At 71.9% G+C, this 16220-nt stretch carries 15 protein-coding genes; 8 read left to right on the forward strand and 7 right to left on the reverse strand.

Going from position 1 to position 16220, the window contains the following annotated elements; genetic code table 11:
- Nucleotides 1–77: 77 nt before the first annotated feature.
- Entirely contained in the window at nt 78–1103 is a 1026-nt protein-coding gene (locus TBR22_RS05150; protein WP_239491889.1) for an FAD:protein FMN transferase, read from the forward strand.
- A gap of 42 nt (nt 1104–1145) precedes the next feature.
- Here the strand turns inward: TBR22_RS05150 and rbsK are convergent, their stop codons facing one another.
- Nucleotides 1146–2069 carry a ribokinase gene (gene rbsK / locus TBR22_RS05155; RefSeq protein WP_239491890.1) on the reverse strand — a complete coding sequence of 308 codons (924 nt, stop codon included), beginning with the start codon at nt 2067–2069 and terminating at the stop codon, nt 1146–1148.
- A gap of 133 nt (nt 2070–2202) precedes the next feature.
- Here rbsK and TBR22_RS05160 point away from each other — a divergent pair, with 133 nt between their 5' ends.
- From TBR22_RS05160 to TBR22_RS05175, 4 genes are all read left to right on the forward strand, one after another.
- Nucleotides 2203–3753, forward strand: coding sequence for a DUF1593 domain-containing protein (locus TBR22_RS05160; protein ID WP_239491891.1), 1551 nt, complete (start codon nt 2203–2205; stop codon nt 3751–3753).
- An 87-nt stretch (nt 3754–3840) separates the two neighbouring features.
- A complete protein-coding gene (locus TBR22_RS05165) occupies nt 3841–4398 on the forward strand; it encodes a hypothetical protein (protein WP_239491892.1) in 558 nt (185 codons plus the stop codon).
- Nucleotides 4399–4485: 87 nt separating this feature from the next.
- Nucleotides 4486–5469 (forward strand): DUF2268 domain-containing putative Zn-dependent protease, encoded by a 984-nt coding sequence (locus tag TBR22_RS05170; protein WP_239491893.1) that lies wholly within the window; start codon nt 4486–4488, stop codon nt 5467–5469.
- Nucleotides 5470–5499: 30 nt separating this feature from the next.
- Nucleotides 5500–6618 carry a Gfo/Idh/MocA family protein gene (locus TBR22_RS05175; RefSeq protein WP_239491894.1) on the forward strand — a complete coding sequence of 373 codons (1119 nt, stop codon included), beginning with the start codon at nt 5500–5502 and terminating at the stop codon, nt 6616–6618.
- A gap of 61 nt (nt 6619–6679) precedes the next feature.
- Here TBR22_RS05175 and TBR22_RS05180 read toward each other — a convergent pair whose 3' ends face one another.
- Nucleotides 6680–7114, reverse strand: a complete 435-nt coding sequence (locus TBR22_RS05180) for a CBS domain-containing protein (RefSeq protein WP_239491895.1) — start codon at nt 7112–7114, stop codon at nt 6680–6682.
- A gap of 90 nt (nt 7115–7204) precedes the next feature.
- Here TBR22_RS05180 and TBR22_RS05185 point away from each other — a divergent pair, with 90 nt between their 5' ends.
- Complete coding sequence (locus TBR22_RS05185) at nt 7205–8935, forward strand: gamma-glutamyltransferase family protein (RefSeq protein WP_370651483.1); 1731 nt, start codon at nt 7205–7207, stop codon at nt 8933–8935.
- Between the two features lie 84 nt (nt 8936–9019).
- Here the strand turns inward: TBR22_RS05185 and TBR22_RS05190 are convergent, their stop codons facing one another.
- From TBR22_RS05190 to TBR22_RS05205, 4 genes are all read right to left on the reverse strand, one after another.
- Complete coding sequence (locus TBR22_RS05190) at nt 9020–10564, reverse strand: YdiU family protein (RefSeq protein WP_370651485.1); 1545 nt, start codon at nt 10562–10564, stop codon at nt 9020–9022.
- Between the two features lie 93 nt (nt 10565–10657).
- On the reverse strand, nt 10658–10924 hold the full coding sequence (locus tag TBR22_RS05195; RefSeq protein ID WP_239491898.1) for a DUF3072 domain-containing protein: 267 nt from the start codon (nt 10922–10924) through the stop codon (nt 10658–10660).
- 100 nt (nt 10925–11024) lie between these two features.
- Nucleotides 11025–11804: an ABC transporter ATP-binding protein gene (locus tag TBR22_RS05200; RefSeq protein ID WP_239491899.1), complete on the reverse strand. Its 780-nt coding sequence runs from the start codon at nt 11802–11804 to the stop codon at nt 11025–11027.
- A 32-nt stretch (nt 11805–11836) separates the two neighbouring features.
- A complete protein-coding gene (locus TBR22_RS05205) occupies nt 11837–12364 on the reverse strand; it encodes a DUF1440 domain-containing protein (protein WP_239491900.1) in 528 nt (175 codons plus the stop codon).
- A 280-nt stretch (nt 12365–12644) separates the two neighbouring features.
- Here TBR22_RS05205 and TBR22_RS05210 point away from each other — a divergent pair, with 280 nt between their 5' ends.
- Nucleotides 12645–13280 (forward strand): hypothetical protein, encoded by a 636-nt coding sequence (locus tag TBR22_RS05210; protein ID WP_239491901.1) that lies wholly within the window; start codon nt 12645–12647, stop codon nt 13278–13280.
- A gap of 43 nt (nt 13281–13323) precedes the next feature.
- Here the strand turns inward: TBR22_RS05210 and TBR22_RS05215 are convergent, their stop codons facing one another.
- Nucleotides 13324–14772 carry a putative Na+/H+ antiporter gene (locus TBR22_RS05215; protein ID WP_239491902.1) on the reverse strand — a complete coding sequence of 483 codons (1449 nt, stop codon included), beginning with the start codon at nt 14770–14772 and terminating at the stop codon, nt 13324–13326.
- Between the two features lie 94 nt (nt 14773–14866).
- Here TBR22_RS05215 and TBR22_RS05220 point away from each other — a divergent pair, with 94 nt between their 5' ends.
- Nucleotides 14867–16024: a Gfo/Idh/MocA family protein gene (locus TBR22_RS05220; protein WP_239491903.1), complete on the forward strand. Its 1158-nt coding sequence runs from the start codon at nt 14867–14869 to the stop codon at nt 16022–16024.
- The last annotated feature ends 196 nt before the right edge of the window (nt 16025–16220 follow it).

Below are 16220 nucleotides of genomic sequence, written 5' to 3' on the forward strand. Positions count from 1 at the left end.
CGACGGGCGGCACGGGTTCGCCTTCGCGTCGAGCTGAAGCTCGACGCCTACGACTGCCGGTCCGTCATAATCAGGACGTGCGCCGGTTTCCCATGTGGTTGCTCCTGCTCGCGTGGCTGGCGGCTGCGGCGGCGGGGGCGCAGCCGGCGCCGGTGCTCGCGCGGTTCGAAGGAGTCGAGCCGCACATGGGCACGCTCGCGCGAATCACCGTCTTCGCGCCCGACGAGGCGGCTGCGCGAGTGGCCTTGCGCGCCGGCTTCGACCGCATCGCCGCCTTGAACGCCACGCTGTCGGACTACCTGCCCGACAGCGAGCTGAGCCGCATCACGCGCGAGGCGGTCGGCCGCGAGGTCGAGATGAGCCGTGACCTCTGCCGCGTGCTATCGCGGGCGCAGGCCCTCGCCGAGGCCACCGACGGCGCCTTCGACGTGACGCAAGGCCCGGTGATCCGGCTGTGGCGCGAGGCGCGCCGGCTCAAGCGGCTACCTGATGCCGCGGCGCTCGAGGAGGCCGCGCAGCGCAGCGGGTTCCGCCACATGCGGCTCGACGCCAGGCGCTGCGTGGTGTCGTTCGACATCGCCGGCATGCAACTCGACGTCGGAGCGATCGGCAAGGGCTACGCGGCGAGCGAGGCGCTCGCGGCCGTCACCGCCACCGGCGTCCGCAGCGCGCTGGTCGCGGTGAGCGGCGACCTCGCCTTCAGCGACGCGCCGCCCGGGCAGCCGGGCTGGCGCATCCGCGTGCACGACGGCGACATCGGCGAGGTCGGCGTCCCCGCCGTCCTGCGGCTCACGCAGGCGGCCGTGTCGACGTCGGGCAACGTCGAGCAGCACCTCGACGTCGACGGGCGTCGCTACTCGCACGTGATCGATCCCGCGTCGCGCACGGGGTTGCTCGACGACATCACCGTGACCGTGGTGGCCCGGCACGGCGTGGACGCCGACGGGCTCGACACGGCCATGGGCATCCTCGGCGTCGAGCGCGGCCTGGCGCTGGTGGAACGCGACCCCGACGCCGCGGCGCTCGTCGTCGTGCGCAAGGACGGTGTGGTCACCGCGAGGGCCTCGAGCCGCATGCGCACGCTCGCCGCTGCGCAGGAGTAGCGAGCGGTCTTCGATCGCGCCGCTCCGGTCACGACAGCCGCCCTACCTCGGTGGTGCTCCCTCGCGCAGCCACGCGTCGAGTTCCCCCCGCGTGGGCAGCGACGGCTGCGCGCCCGAGCGGGTGACGGCAATCGCACCAGCGGCGTTGCCGCGCCGCAGCGCCACCTCGTCGGAGGCGCCCTCGGCCAGGGCGACGGCCAACGCGCCGACGAACGCGTCGCCAGCCGCCGTCGAGTCGACGACGTCCACCGGGTAAGCGCGCACCATCGACTCCGCGCCAGACGCACGCAGGAGGCGGGCGCCGGCTGCGCCCAGCGTCACGACGATCGAACGCGCCCCGCGCTGGCGCAGGTGGGCGGTCGCCTGCGCGAGATCGCTCGCCTCTGGCCCCGCCAGCGAGAAGAGCTCGGTCTCGTTGACGACGAGGTAGTCGACCAGCGCCAGCAGCGCGTCGGGCACCGGCGATGCCGGAGCGGCGTTCAGGACGACGATGGCGCCGGACTCGCTGGCCACCTGCGCGGCCAGCGTCACGGCCGTCACTGGCACCTCCAACTGCAGCAACAGCACCCGCGCGGCCGTGAGCTGCGGCGCGGCGAGCATGATGTCGGCATCGGCAAGTGTCCCGTTGGCCCCGGGGACCACCACGATCGAGTTCTCGCCGCTGCCGTCAACCGTGATCAGCGCCACGCCCGACGCCAGGCCGCCGCGGACGTCGACCGCCGTGACGTCGATGCCCTCCTCGGCCAGCCCCTGCCTCAGCGCCGCGCCGAACGCGTCCTCGCCGACGCACCCGATCATGGCCACCTGCCCACCGAGCCGCTGCGCCGCGACCGCCTGGTTGGCGCCCTTGCCGCCGGGGATGGTGAGGAAGAGATCGCCGGTGATCGTCTCGCCGGGCCGTGCGAACCGTGGCGCGCGGACCACGAGGTCCATGTTCAGGCTGCCGACGACGGCGATGCGGGGCATGGGGGGAGAGTATGGGAAAGGAAGGAAGGGTAGAAGAGCAGAAGGGGAGAAGGCAGAGCGGGAAGGGCGAAGGGGGGAAGGGCGAAGGAGGAAGGGGTGAAGGGGTATGCTGCGCTTCTTCAGGGAGGCTGTGGTGGTTGGCAGGACTCTGCGGTTCGTGTGCCTGACGGGGGTGCTCGTGGCGGGCGTGGGGATTGTCGGGGTGCGCACGCAGCCGGCCACCACGCCGCTGCAGGCGAGGCCCGATCCGTACGTCGGGCGGCCGCGGGTGTTCGTGCTCACCGACATCGCCAACGAGCCCGACGACCAGATGTCGCTCGTCCGGCTGCTCGTGTACGCCGAGGGCTTCGACATCGAGGGCCTGGTGGCCACGACCTCCACGTGGATGCGCACCGGCACGCGCGTCGACGTGATCCGAGCCGTGCTCGACGCCTACGCCGAGGTGCAGCCACGGCTGGCGACCCACGCGTCCGGCTATCCGACCGCCGACGCGCTGCGGGCCGTGGTCGCGGCGGGGCAGGGCGGCTACGGGATGGCCGCGGTCGGCGACGGCCGCGCGACCGAGGGTTCGGCGCGCCTGCTCGCTGCGGCGCGCCGCGACGACCCGCGGCCGCTGTGGGTGCTCGCCTGGGGCGGCACCAACACCCTTGCGCAGGCACTTGGCGACGCACGGGCGACGCTGTCGACCGCTGAACTCGCCTCCGTCGTCGATCGGCTGCGCGTCTACGCCATCTCCGACCAGGACGACGCAGGGCCGTGGCTGCGTCGGGAGTTCCCCACGCTGCGGTACATCGCGTCGCCGTCGACGCAGGACGGGCAGGAGTACGCAGGCGCGACGTGGACCGGCATCAGCGGCGACCGCTTCTACCGCAACGCGCCCGGCGCCGACTTCACCACGTTCGCCGACGCGTGGGTCGACGCCAACATCCGCGCGCGCGGGCCGCTCGGGCGGCTCTACCCGTACCCGTGCTGCATCCACGAAGGTGACACGCCCTCTTTCCTCGGCCTCATCGACAACGGCCTGGCCAGCGCGATGTCGCCGACGTTCGGCGGATGGGGCGGGCGCTACGTGTGGCGGCAGCCGCGCGGCGAGTCCCGCCCCTTCTGGACGCAGGGCGGCGACGCCTACCCGGGCAACGACGACTCGCGCGACACCGTCACCGGCGCTGGCGGGCTCGTGGTCACCTCCGACCAGGCGACCGTCTGGCGCTGGCGCGAGGCCTTCCAGCACGACTTCGCGGCGCGCATGGCGTGGACGGTGCTCCCGCGTGCCGAGGCCAACCACGCACCGGAGGTCGTCGTGCAGGGGCATGACGGCCGCGGGCCGGTGATGGTGAGCGCGACGGTCGGCACGCCCGTGCGGCTCGAGGCCAGGGGGAGCGATCCGGACGGCGACGCGCTCCGCTACCGCTGGTGGTACTACGCCGAGGCCGCCACGGGACTCCCGGGCATGCCGGTCGTACGCGAGCGCCGGCGGCCACCGGTGATGGCGCCGACCGGCGGCAGCCCGCCGGCCGCCCGCGGCGACCGCCCGGGGCCGCGCGTGACCCTGCAGGGCGACACCACCCCGGTGGTCACGATCACGCCGGTCGTCGCCGGCGTGGCCCACGTGATCCTCGAGGTCGTCGACGAGGGGCGCCCGTCGCTCACGCGGTATCGGCGGATCATCCTGGACGTGCGCTGAGCGGGCCGCGACCGTCACCTCCGGGGTGAGCGCTGCATCCTTCGTGCGTGGGCCGCGCGTGGCGCGCGGCTCCGCCCGGAGGTCCCCATGTCTCGTCGCACCCTGTCGCGCGTCCTGCAGGCGGCCGCGCTCGTCCTCGCCGTGACCACCGGTGTGGCCCGGGCCCAGGGCCCGCATGGGCCACATGGGCAGGGGATGCCGCCCGGCGGCGGCCGGGGCATGGGGCCCGGGATGACGCACGACGCGGGTCACCAGGCCGACATGGAGGTGTTCCACCAACTCCTCGACAACGGCAACAAGGTGACGCGCACGGTCACGCCGCGGCCCGACGGCGTCGAGTCGGTCACCGAGTCGGACGACCCGGTCATCGCCAAAGCCATCCAGACGCATCTGGACGCGATGTCGGCGCGCGTGAAGGAGCAGCGGCCGATTCACCAGCGCGACCCGCTCTTCCGGGAGGTGTTCGCCAACGCCGACCGGATCGTGCTGCGCCACGAGATGACACCGAAGGGCGTCAGGGCGGTCGAGACGTCGACCGACCCATACGTCGTCAAGCTCATCCAGGCGCACGCGGAGGTCGTGACCGCATTCATCGCCAACGGTCGTGCCGAGGCGATGAAGGATCATCCCGTTCCCTCCCGGTGAGCCGATTTTCCAACCCGGCAGGGGGAGGCCCCGTCTACCGTAAGCCGCCGACGCACGGTGCGTCTGCGGGATCGGAGGTGCCGCCCCATGCCCGTGTTCGCGTCCTTGCGCTCGTCCTTGCTGTTGGTCGCCGTCCTTGCCTCACCCGTGTCGGCGCAGGACCCGGTGGCGCCCTCGTTGCCCTCCGATCCCGCGCAGGCGACGGTGTCGACGGCCGACGTCGGTCTCTTCTGGCGCGCCTGGGACGCGTGGGTGGCCGACGGGCAGCGCCCGGAGCGCCTCGCGCCGATCCTGCAGGCCGAGTACCTGGACAAGGGGTCGGCCGGCGTGCGCGACTTCACGCCCGACCGCATCATCAGCGCCGACGCCCTGGCGACGCGCATCCTGGAGGACCGGGCGTACTACGAGCGCGTGCGGCCGATCACCGAGCGCATCGCCTCGCGCCTGCCAGACCTGCAGGGCGTCTACCGCGCGTTCGAGCAGCGGTATCCCGACGCGGTCTTCCCGACGCTCTACGTGGTGATCGGCAGGCGCAATTCCGGCGGCATGAGCTCGCCGCGGGCGCTGATTCTCGGCGCGGAGATGTTCGCAGGGCAGGGCGCGCGCCTCGACGAGGAGGACGTGCTGCCGATGGTCGCGCACGAACTCGTGCACTTCCAGCAGCGCACGTCGGCCGAGCGGGGCGGGGGCCTGCTCGGCGCGTCGCTGCGTGAAGGCGGCGCCGACTTCATCGCCGAGCAGATCGCCGGTCGCCACATCAACACCCGCGTGAAGGGCTACGGCGACTCGCACGAGCACGATCTGTGGCCGCGATTCCTCGCCGACCTGTCACGACCGGACGGGCACCGGCCGTGGCTGTACAACGGGCGTGACCCGAACCGGGTGGGACTGCCCGACCTCGGGTACTACATGGGCTACAAGATTGCCCAGGCGTACTTCCAGCGTGCGGCCGATCGCGATGCCGCGTTCGCCACGCTCGTGCGCATGGAGGACCCGTCGGCCATCCTCCGCGACTCGCGTTATGGCGAACGGTTCGGCGCCACGACGCCCGCCCCGAGCCCGGAGCCCTGACCCGCCGGCATGCGTCATGATTCACCAGCCATGAGTCATGACACCGCGGCGCGCTGGCGCGCCGCCATCATCGGCACCGGCCGCATCGCGTCACTGCTCGAGCGCGACCCGCTCAGGCCCCGGCCGCACACGCACGCGGGGTGGTACCGCGCCGATGCACGGACGACGCTGGTCGCCGGCGCGGACATCGATCCCGAGCGCCTGGCCGCGTTCGGCGACGACTGGGCCATCGACGCCGCGCACCTGCATCACGACTACCGCGAGCTGCTCCGGCGCGAGCGGCCCGACATCGTGTCGATCTGCGCGTACGCGGCCGATCGCGTGACGATGTGCCGGGAGGCGGTCGCGGCTGGCGCACGCGGGCTGTGGATCGAGAAGGCTGCCGCCTGCTCGGTGGAGGACGCCGAGGCGCTGGCCGACCTTGTTGCCGCAGCAGGCGTCGCCGCGGTCGTCGACCATCCGCGTCGCCTCGAGTCGCGCTACCGCGCGGTCGGCGCCTGGCTGGCCTCCGGGGCGCTCGGGCGGCTCGAGACGGTGCACGTGCTGTTCAGCGGCCACGTCGTGCACACCGGCACCCACGCCTGGGATCTCCTGCTGGCGTGGTGCGGCCCGTGGGCACGTGTCGACGCCACGCTCGACACCCCGGCCCAGGAGGCGGTCGCGGCTGGCGACGCGCACGACCGCGACGAGGCCGACATCGCCCGGTACGCAGCGGCCCTGCGCGGCGGCATCGTCGACCGCGGTGGGCGGGCGCGCATCGTCTTCGCCAATGGCGTCGAGGCGTTCGTCACGGGAGGCGCCAAGGGCTACTTCGTGTTCCAGTGCGACGTGATCTGCTCGCGAGGCCGCATCCGCATCGGCAACGACGTGTGGGAGGTCCTCGCGCCGGCCGAGAGCCCGCGCTACAGCGGGTACCGCGAGCTCGCGCCGATCGATCCGACCATCGACCTGCCGCCGGCGCCGCCAGGGCCGGCAGCGGTCCTCGACGCGCTGCTGCTGGCGATGGCCGACGGCCGGGAACCGGAGCTGTCGGTGCGAGCGGCCGTCGATGCCCTGGCGCTCGGCATCGCCATCGTGCAGGCCGGCGTCACGGGACGGGCCGTGACGCCCGAGACGCTGGATCGGACGATGCGCATCGACTCGATCTAGCCATGGTGCGGGCGGATCGGGCGTCGGTGCCCGGGCCCTCGCGGACGCGGGCACCCCGGCATCACTCGGAGCGCGTCGGCTCAGAGACGTCGCGCACGAGATCGCCGGTCAACTCCGCCGTGGTCGCGCGGGCCAGGTCGGCTTGCGACACGATGCCGCACACGCGCCCGCCCTCGTCGACGATGGGGAGGCGGCGCACCTGGTGCGCCTGCATCATCTCGACCGCATCGCTGACGCGTGCCTCGGCGGTAAGCGACAGGGCCGGGCTGGTCATGCAGTCGGCGGCGGTGGCCGCGCGTGCGTCGCGGCCCTCGGCCAGCACGCGCAGCACCATGTCGCGGTCGGTGACCACGCCGAGGAGCGTCCGCGTCGAGGCGTGCTCGACCACGGGAATCTCACCGCAGTCGTGCGTGCGCATGAGCCGGGCGATCTCCTCGATGGGGGTGTCGGGCGTGCAGGTGGCAGGGTCTGGCGTCATCAGGGTGGCGAGCTGCATGCCCTGTTCGATGCATGTCGCGTTCCCGAATGGATTACCCTCCCCTGCATGACTCGACTGCTCGGCTGCCTGCTCCTGACGGGGAGCGTGATGCTGCTGGCCTGCGGGCGCGATCATCGCCCGACCGCAGTCCCGCAGGCCCCCGAGGCGGCCAGTGGTTGGACCGACAAGCCGGGCTGGTCGGCGTCGTCGTGGATGGTGGCCGCCGCCAACCCGCTCGCGGTCGATGCGGGGACCGAGATGCTCGAGGCCGGCGGGTCGGCGCTCGACGCGGCGATTGCCGTGCAGATGGTGCTCACCCTCGTCGAGCCGCAGTCGAGTGGCATCGGCGGTGGGGCGTTCCTCGTGTACTGGGACGGCGCCAGGGTGACCGCCCTCGACGGCCGCGAGACCGCACCGGCCGCCGCATCGCCCGAGCTCTTCGTGCGCGACGGCGTGCCGATGCGCACCATCGACGCGATCGTCGGCGGACGTTCCGTGGGCGCCCCAGGCGTCGTGCGCATGCTGGCGCTCGCGCACGCGCGACACGGGCGACTGCCATGGGCACGGCTCTTCGGGCCCGCGATCCGGCTCTGTGACGAGGGCTTCGCGATCAGCCCGCGCCTGGCCGGCCTCCTGTCGCGGGAGGCGCACCTGTCGAAGGACCCCGAGGCGCGCGCGTATTTCTACGAGCCCGACGGCCGACCGAAGGCGGCCGGCACCCGTCTGCGCAACCCGGCCCTGGCCGCCGTGCTCCGGTCGATTGCCGCCAACGGCCCGGATGCGTTCTACACGGGCGACATCGCGGCGGACATCGTCACGAAGGTACGCTCGCATCCCACCAACCCCGGCGTGCTGAGCGCCGCCGACCTGGCCGCGTACCAGCCGGTCGAGCGGGAGCCGCTCTGTTTCACGTACCGGACGTCGCGCATCTGCGGCTTCCCGCCGCCGGGCTCCGGCACCCTCGCGCTCGGCCAGATCTTCGGCATCCTCGAGTCGCACGACATGCGGGCGCTCGCTCCCAGCCGAGGCGCCGACGGCCGCTGGACGATGTCGGCAGAAGCCGTCCACCTGTACACGGAAGCTGCACGGTTGGCGTTCGCCGATCGCGAGGCGTACGTCGGTGATCCGGCGTTCGTGCCCGTACCGGTGTCGGCCCTGCTCGACCCGCAGTACCTCGAGGGCCGTCGCGCGGCGATCGGCGCGCGGTCGATGGGGCGCGCCACCGCCGGCGTACCGCCCGGCCTGACGAGGGCGGCCACCGCCGGGGTGCCGCTCGAACGCCCGTCCACCTCGCACATCTCGATCGTGGACGGCTTCGGGCACGCGCTGGCCATGACCACCACCGTCGAGGACGGCTTCGGCTCCCGCCAGTTCGTGCGCGGCTTCATCCTCAACAACCAGCTGACCGACTTCTCGCTCGCGCCGACCGACGCCGCAGGCGCGCCGGTTGCCAACCGTGTCGAGGCGGGCAAGCGGCCGCGGTCGTCGATGACGCCGCTGCTCGTCTTCGATCGTCGGAGCGGCGCGTTGCGCATGACCCTGGGGTCGCCGGGCGGGAGCGCGATCATCAACTACGTCGGCAAGGTCCTGCTCGCGACGCTCGACTGGGGGCTCGACGTGCAGCAGGCGATTGCGCTACCCAACGTGGGCAGCCGCAATGGTCCCACCGAACTCGAGGCCGGCCGGGTCGACCCGGCACTCGGCCCGGCGCTCGAGGCCCGCGGGCACGAGGTGCGCCTGCTCGACCAGACCTCCGGCCTGCAGGCGATCGAGCGGACCGCGACCGGCTGGTTCGGCGGCGCCGACCCGCGCCGCGAGGGGATCGCGCGGGGGAAGTGACGGCTGATGACGTCTGACGCTTGACGTCTGACGTCTGACGGGCGGGCAGCCTGTTGGCACCCCTGAGCCGTCAGCCCTGAACCTCTACGAACTGCAACTGAGCATGCTGCAGCCGGCGCGATGGCGGGCCCACTCGGGGCGGCGCGCCGCGAGGTCGTCCTCGCCGGGCTGGTCGTCGTAGGGGCGCGACAGGACCCGGAGCAGCCGCTCGACGACCGACGTGTCGCCGGCCGCGGCGGCGTCGATGGCCTGCTGCGCGAGGTAGTTGCGCAGCACGTACTTCGGGTTGGCGGCACGCATGCGCGCCACGCGCGTCGCGTCGGGCTGGCCTTCGTCACGAACCCGCGTCGCCCACGCGCGCAGCCACGCCAGCACGCGGGCGCCGTGCGGACCTGCCAGGTCGTCCTCGTCGTAGAAGGCGTCACGCACCGGCGCGAGCCGCGCCTCGTCCGGCACCTCGGCGCCGACGGGCACCCGGGTCAGGCCGCGGAAGAAGATCGTCATGTCCGTCTCGGCCGCTTCCAGCATCGCGAACAGTTCCTGCAGCAACGGGTCGTCGCCGCTGAACGTCAGCGCGTCGAGCCCGAGCTTGTCGCGCAGCATGGACGAGTAAGCGCGGTCGAACTCGTCGCGGTAGGCCTCGAGGCCGCGGTGCAGGTCGTCCACCGACTCGACCAGCGGGATCAACGCCTCCCCGAGGCGCGCGAGGTTCCAGAGGGCGATGTTCGGCTGCTGGCCGAAACGGTACCGCCTGCCCCCGGCGTCGGTGGTGTTGGGCGTCCACGCCGGGTCGTAGCCTTCGAGCCAGCCATACGGGCCGTAGTCGATCGTCAGTCCCAGGATCGACATGTTGTCGGTGTTCAACACGCCGTGCACGAAGCCGACGCGGGTCCAGTGCGCGGCCAGCACGGCGGTGCGCCGGCACACCTCCTCGAACCACGCCAGGTAGGTGTCGCGGGCGCCGGTCGGACCGAGATCCGGGAAGTGCGTGCCGATCACGTGATCGGCCAGTCGTCGCAGGAGGTCCACCTCGCCGTGGGCAGCGTGGATCTCGAACGACCCGAAGCGCACGAACGAGGGAGCCACGCGACACACGATCGCCCCCGGTTCCGCCTCGGGACGACCGTCGTAGAACATGTCGCGGACCACCGACTCGCCCGTGGTCACCAGGCTCAACGCGCGTGTCGTCGGCACGCCGAGCGCGTGCATCGCTTCGGAGCAGAGGAACTCGCGCACCGACGATCGCAGCACCGCGCGTCCGTCCGCCTGCCGGGAGTACGGCGTCGGTCCGGCCCCCTTCAGCTGGAGCTCGTGCACGCGACCGTCGGCACCGCGCAGTTCGCCGAGCGTGATCGCCCGCCCGTCACCGAGCTGATCGGCCCAATGACCGAACTGATGACCGCCATAGCGGGCGGCATACGGCACCGATCCCGGCAACAGCCGGTTGCCTGCGAGCACGTCGGCGACGGGGCCGGGGCCGAGGGGAGGCCGCGCCACGCCGATGTCGCGCCCCAGCGCGTCCGACCACGCCAGCAGCGACGGCGACGCGACGCGCGTCGGCTCGACGCAAGAGTAGCTGGCGCCGGGCACCCGGCGGGGCATGTTCCTCGCGCTCGGGTCCCCGGGCATCGTCTCGACGAACCGGGCCTCGAGCGTGGCAGACGACAGATCTCGCACATCCCATCGTCGCAGGGACGTCAAGGGACGGTCGTCGAACACTCGTCAGCGCTGGGCGCCCCGGCCGGTGCGCTGCTGCAGTTGGTCGATGCGACGCGACGCCTCCGCCTTGGTCAGGTCGGCCGGTGGGTCCTCGCCAGCCTCCTGCGACAGCGTGCCCAGGTACGACCGCTGCGCGTCGGTCATGGGCTCGTCGCCGGTCGTCCAGTCGTCGGGATCCTTCAGCAGGTTGGACGGCCGTTCCACCCCGGTGCCGCCCGTCGCCTCGTGGTTCTCATGGATGTCGCCAGCCTGATCGCGTGGGTCGTTCATGCGGGCGGTGATTGCACGACGGGTTCCACACCCGGCCCCCGGTCTTCTGGCCCTCGTCCACCGCTCCGGTGCCCGGTGCCCGCTGCCCGATGCCTCCGTCCTACCAGGCGTGATAGTGACCGTCGCGGAACGACACCTCGACCGGGCGGTCGTACAGGCCCGACAGCGTCTGCGTCGTCAGCAGGCGCGGTGTCGGCCCGTCGCCGACCACGCGACCCTGCTTCAACAGGACCACCCGCCCGATCTCGGGGACGATGTCGGCCAGGTCGTGCGTGACGAGGACCAGGCTGGTGCCTGCCTGGGCCAGCGCCCGCATCGTCGCGCGGACCTCGTGCGCCGCGCCGAGGTCCAGGCTGGTCATCGGCTCGTCGAGCACGAGCGCGCGTGGCCGGTGGATCAGGGCGCGTCCGATCAGGAGACGCCGTGCCTCCCCCGACGACATGCGCGTGAGCAGCCGATCGGCGAGGTAGGGAAGGCCGAGCCACGCCAGGACCTCGTCGACGCGAGCCCGCATCTCGTCGGTCGGCACATGGTGCGGCCACAGGCCGATGGCGCCGAAGAACCCCGAGAGCAGCAGCTCCCGGCCGGTGATCTTCCGGGTGACCGTCGCCAGCAGGTCGTTGGACACGATCCCGAGGGCGGCGCGCAGGTCCCACAATGTCCAGCGCGACTGGCCGAGCACGGTGACGCTGGTCTGCGGCAGGTCGAGCGGGTGCAACTCCCGAGTGATGACCTTGAGCAGCGTGCTCTTGCCCGAGCCGTTGGGTCCGACGATGGCGACGTGCTGGCCGGCCGGGATGGTGAGGGAGAAGTCGTCGAGCACGCGCGCGCCATCGCGGATGACGGACACGTGGGAGAAGGCAATCAGGGCGTCGGACATGGCGCCCGTGCATGGTAGCGCCGGTTCGACGATCAGGCGGGCTGGCTGGCTCGCTGCTGCAGCGCGGTCATCGCGACATGTGTCGCGCTGCCGAACACCGCGTGCGCGGCAAGCATCTCGGCGTGGGTGGTCCAGGGATAGGCGCGTGGCCCGTCTGCCAGGCCCAGCAATGGCAGGGCCGTCTCGTCGGCCACCAGCCACACCGCCAGGCCGTAGGGCACGCCCCATCCACCGGCGACGGTGGGCCAGCGGTGCGCGAGGACTCCGTAGAGGGCGCCGGCCGACGCGCCGAAGGCGTAATGCACGATCGGTCCTGCAGCGCGCTTCTCCCGTTCATCGAGTGGTGCACTCGTGAGCGCCGTCACCACCTCGTCGGCCGCCTTTGTCGCGGGATCGTGGCGCCCGCCGTCGACAGGGCGGTGCGACTGTGGCTCCCGCGTGCCGGTGACCCCGCGGCCGTAGAGGGCGACGTGGAACCGGGTCATCACCCACGCCCCGACGATGCCGCCGAGCGCACCGGTCAGGGCCGCGCCTGTCCATGTTGTCGTTTGTCTCCGCATCGAAGCCTCCCGGAACCTGGGTGTGCAAGGTGCTGGCCTGCCCGTCTGGACCTTGGTACAGCATGAGGCGGGTTGCCATGGTGCGGCCGAGGGCGCACCATAAGTGCGAGCACGAACAACGACGGCACGTCACCTGCTTCAGGGAGGCGGCATGGCGACAGGGCACAGCGGGAACTTGCGCAGCCTGGGGGGCATTGCGATGTCCCTGTGCGCATGCCTGCTCGGGTTTGTCGGACCAGTCGGTTCCGCGCGGGCGCAATCGGCGCCGCCGACGGCCGCCGTGGTCCCCTACCGCCCGGCGCCGCCCCTGCGGAGCTACGTGGCCATCCGTCGGCTGGAATCGTCCAACGAGCGCCACCACAAGGACGCCTGGCTCGTCGCGCGCACGGAACTGCACGACAACGGCACGTTCAGCTACCAGATCATCGACGAAGGCGGGTCTGAGCTCATCAGGTCGCGCGTGCTGCGTGAGGCTCTCGAGAAGGAAGTGCAGGTTCACCGCGACGGGCGCGCCCGGCGTGGCGGCCTGACGCTTGACAACTACGAGTTCTCGACGCCGACGCAGGCCGATGGCGGCCTCCGCATCGCCCTGCAGCCGAAGCGTCGGGAGGACATGCTCCTGAAGGGGGCGATGTTCACGTCGTCGGACGGCGAGTTGCTCCGCGTCGAAGGCGAGCTGGTCAAGCGGCCGTCGTTCTGGACACGCTCGGTCCACATCGTGCGCCAGTACGGCCGCGTCGCCGGCGAGCACGTCCCGGTGCGGCTCGACATGACGGCGCAGGTGCGGCTCGTGGGACCGTCGCGGTTGACGGTCACCTACCAGTACGTGCAGATCAATGGCCGGCCGGTGCAGGAAATCCTGACCGGCGAGCCGACGGGGTCCGCGCGTGTCGCCTCGCGCGCCCCACAGGACTGAACGATCCGGGCTGCGACAGCCCCCGTTGCCGTTCGGGTTCCCGTCAGATCAACCGGTAGCAGACCACCGCCACGGCCGTCGGCAGCAAGGCGCCGAGCAGCAGGTAGAGCGGCACGATCACGCCCCCGAAGAAGCGCCCGAGCAGCGCCTGGCCGGCCGGGTTGGGCGCGTTGGCGATCACCGTCAGCCCGCCGCCGGTGACCGCCCCTTCGACGACCGCCGCCTTGGCCGCCTCCGACATGTTGGGCACCAGCGTCGCCAGGTAGGTGATGAGCGCGTTGTCGTTGAACGCGGTCAGCAACGCCGCGCCGAAGAAGAGCGGCGTCTCGCTCAAGCTGGCCAGCACGGGCGCAATCCACCAGCCCTGCAGGCCGCCGTGGATGACCAGGCCGGCGAGGAAGAAGCCCACCAGCAGCGGCGACTTGAGGGAAATCTCCGCCTGGTAGGGGCTGGTCGCCTTGACGAACCCGAGGAAGAACAGGAAGCCGCCGAGGAACAGCGCCGGGTAGTGGGAGTTGACGACGGTCCAGGCCATGAACAGCGCGTGCGCCACGACGATCCAGGCTGGCACGGGCAGCAGCGCGCCCTGGCCCGACGCCACCGCATCGGCATCCGGGACCTCCACGTCGCGGACCGGCGGCCGCGCCGCGAGGGCGGCGAGTTCCTTGCGGAAGATCAGCAGGTAGAGCGTGGCCGACGTGAACACCGCGATCAGCGTGCGCCACCCGAAGTGCGTGAGCACGTACATCAGGTCCCAGCCCCAGGGGCGCGCGACCATGAGGATGGGCGGCGCCGCGAAATGCGTCAGCGTGCCGCCGATCGAGACGTTGACGAACAGCAGTCCCAGCGTCGCGTACTTCAGGCGCGGGCTCGGCTGCAGGTCGTAGAACTGGCGGGCCAGCAGGAGTGCGCAGATGGTCATCGCGGCCGGCTCGGTGACCAGCGACCCGAGCATCGGGCCGACCGTGAGCGTGGCGAACCACCAGGCCGCGGGCGTGCCACCACCCAACCCGGCCACCTTGCTCATCGCGCGCTCCGCGAACACGATGATCGGTCGCGTCGAGGCCAGCGCCATGATCACGACGACGAACAGCGGCTCGGTGTAGTTGACGGTGTCGTTCAGGTAATGCTTGGCGGTGTCCCACCCCCGCCCCCACGTGATGGCGGCCAGCAGGACGACGGCCCACAGGCCGAACACCACCTCCACCTCGCCGATGAAGTGGAGGATCTCCGAGGGGAACGAGGGCTGGCGCGCCCGCCCCGCGGCGTCGGCCTGCTGGTCGGCGCGATGCTGCAGGTGATGGGCCAGCGCGAGCACGCGGGGCGCGATGAACGTGTGGAGGATGGCCAGCACGAAGATCACGGTGGCCACGAGGTTGAACGGGTCGTGCGCGACCCGGTCCGACAGGGTCTGCAGCAGCCCCCCCGCAGCCGCCGGCGGGTAGTCGGGGAGCGGGGTGGGGAAGTGCGCGGGCATCTGCGGTCCGGCCATCCGCCAACCATAGTGGACGCGGCGTCCGCCTCACAAGCACGGATGGTCCAGCCTGCGTGATACGCTCCGCGCGGTCCTGCACAGGGAGTCTCCGATGGCCTCGCTCACTGCCCCCGCCCCAAGCCCTGCGGTGCGTCCGCGCACCGCGCGGCTGACCGGTCTCGTCCTCGCCGTGCTGTGCATCATCTTGGCCGCCGTGCCGGCCGGTGCGCAGGCGCCGCCCGCCGGTGCGCCGCTCCGGATCGCCATCGTCGGCCTCGTGCACGGGCACGTGCGCGGGCACATGAACGCGATGGCCAAGCGAACCGACGTCGAACTGGTGGGCGTGTACGAGCCCGACGCGGCGCTGCGCGCAAAGTTCGGCGAGACCCACGGCATCGCCGCCCCGAAGCTCTTCGCCGATCTCGATCGCCTGATCACCACCACCAGGCCCGAGGCGCTCGTCGTCTACACCAACACGTTCGACCACCTCGCCGTGATCGAGACCGCGGCCCGCCACGGCGTGCACGTGATGGTGGAGAAGCCGCTGGCGGTGTCGACGGCCCACGCGCGAGCCATCGCTGCCGCGGCGCAGCGCGGCAGGATTCACGTGCTGGTGAACTACGAGACCACCTGGTACCGGAGCCACCGCGCCATCTGGCGCCTGATGCACGAGCAGAAGACCGGCGGGCGCATCCGCAAGATCGTCGCGATGGACGGTCACCACGGGCCGAAGGAGATCGGGACGCAGCCGGAGTTCTTCGACTGGCTGTCCGATCCGGTCCGCAACGGCGCCGGCGCGCTGTACGACTTCGGCTGCTACGGCGCCAACATCGCCACGTGGCTGCTCGACAACCAGCGCCCCCGGCGCGTGGTGGCGGTGACACAGACCAACAAGCCGGCGATCTACGCCAGGGTCGACGACGAGGCGACCATCGTGCTCGAGTACGACGGCGCGCAGGCGGTCATCGAGGCCTCGTGGAACTGGCCGGACCACCGCAAGGATCTCGAGGTGTACACCGAGAGTGCTGCGGCGTGGGCGACCGGCGGCAACGCGCTGCGCACCAAGGTGCGCGGGCAGCCCATCGCCGACGCGGCCGTGGAGGACTGGCCCGTCGACGAGCAGAACGCGCTGAACTACCTCTCGGCGGTCGTGCGCGGCCGCCTGGTGCCGTCCGGGCCGACCTCGCTGGAGAACAACGTCATCGTCTCGGAGATTCTCGACGCGGCGCGTGAGAGCGCGAAGACGGGCAAGGCGGTCGCCCTCAAGTAGACGTCGCGAAGCAGCCGTCGGGCTTGGGGAGTAGCCGTCGGGCTTGTGGCAGTAGCCGCCGGGCTCGGAAAGTAGCCGTCGGGCCTCGGACAGTAGCCGTCGGGCTTGCCCGACGGTCAGTGGTGTCTCGCCGATCGTGACCGTCGCCCGAGGGCGACGGCTACGGTCTTCGGGGCGACGGCTACGGGCCTGGGGC

This window comes from Luteitalea sp. TBR-22 (genome assembly GCF_016865485.1).
Lineage (GTDB): Bacteria > Acidobacteriota > Vicinamibacteria > Vicinamibacterales > Vicinamibacteraceae > Luteitalea.